1 protein-coding gene is annotated in these 1,550 nt (G+C 70.2%); it reads right to left on the reverse strand.

Translation table 11 applies throughout. The features are described from left to right. Positions 1-152: 152 nt before the first annotated feature. Entirely contained in the window at positions 153-1,547 is a 1,395-nt protein-coding gene (locus GA0115259_RS37545) for a gamma-aminobutyraldehyde dehydrogenase (protein WP_093605045.1), read from the reverse strand. Positions 1,548-1,550 lie beyond the last annotated feature (3 nt).

Raw genomic sequence — 1,550 nt, forward strand, 5'->3', positions numbered from 1 at the left:
CATCGAGCGGCGGGTCAGGGCGCCCCGGCCACTGGTCATGCTGCGCCGCACGGCGGCCAGTTGGGCCGCGGAGAGACGGTCGGGCTCGTACTGCTCCATGCGCTGTGCCCTTTCGGGTGGGTGAGAAGACCGGCGGCCGGCCGATCCAGGTCCTAACAGCGGTCGCCGAAGATCGTGCGGTGCCAGTCCTTCCTGGCCACCGCGGTGTTGTCGTACATCACATGCTTGACCTGGGTGTACTCCTCGAAGGAGTACACGGACATGTCCTTGCCGAACCCGCTGGCCTTGTAGCCGCCGTGGGGCATCTCGCTGATGATCGGGATGTGGTCGTTGACCCAGACGCAGCCGGCCTTGATCTCCCGGGTCGCGCGGCCGGCGCGGTAGACGTCACGGCTCCAGGCGGAGGCGGCGAGGCCGTACGGAGTGTCGTTGGCGAGGCGGATGCCCTCGTCGTCGGTGTCGAACGGCAGGACGACAAGGACCGGTCCGAAGATCTCGGACTGGACGATCTCGCTGTTCTGGGCGGCGTCCACGATGAGCGTGGGCCGGTAGTACGCGCCCTCCTTGAGCTCGCCTCCGGGCGCCTCGCCGCCGGTGACGACACGCGCGTGGTCACGGGCCCGGTCGACATGGCCGGCGACGCGGTCCCGGTGGCTGTGCGAGATCAGCGGGCCGAGGTCGGTCTCCGGGTCCAGCGGATCGCCCATGCGTACGGTCTCCATCAGCGCGGCGACTCCGGCGACAAAGGCGTCGTACAGCGGACGCTGGACATAGGCGCGGGTGGCGGCCGTGCAGTCCTGGCCGGCGTTGATGAGCGACCCGGCGACCGCGCCGTGGACCGCCGCCTCCAGGTCCGCGTCGTCGAAGACGAGGAAGGGCGCCTTGCCGCCGAGTTCCAGATGCAGCCGCTTGACCGTGGCGGTGGCGATCTCGGCGACGCGGCGGCCGACGGCGGTGGAACCGGTGAAGGAGGTCATCACGACATCGCGGTGGCCGACGAGATGCTCACCGGCGTCCGGGCCCGCGCCGGAGACGACATTGATCACACCGTCGGGAAGTCCGGCCCGCTGGGCGGCCTGCGCGAACATCAGCGAGGTGAACGGAGTGATCTCGGCGGGCTTGAGCACGATGGTGTTGCCCGCGGCGACGGCCGGGAGGATCTTCCAGGCGGCCATCTGGAGCGGATAGTTCCAGGGCGCGATGGAGCCGATGACACCGATCGGCTCTCGGCGTACATAGGAGGTGTGGTCGCCGCTGTACTCACCGGCGGAGACACCTTCGAGACGGCGGGCCGCACCCGCGAAGAAGACGGTGTTGTCGACGGTGCCCGGGACGTCGAACTCGGTGGACAGTCTGATCGGTTTGCCGCACTGGAGCGTCTCGGCGTGCGCGAAGTCTGCGGCCTGTTCCGCGAGGACCTCGGCGAAGCGGTGGAGGGCGTCGGAGCGCGCGCCCGGCGTGGCGCCCGCCCAGCCGGGAAAGGCGGCGAGCGCGGCGGCGACGGCGGCGTCGACATCGGCCGCGCCCGCCAGCTCGTAGGGGGAGATCTC

Source organism: Streptomyces sp. MnatMP-M17 (assembly GCF_900091995.1).
In the GTDB taxonomy this organism is placed as follows: domain Bacteria; phylum Actinomycetota; class Actinomycetes; order Streptomycetales; family Streptomycetaceae; genus Streptomyces.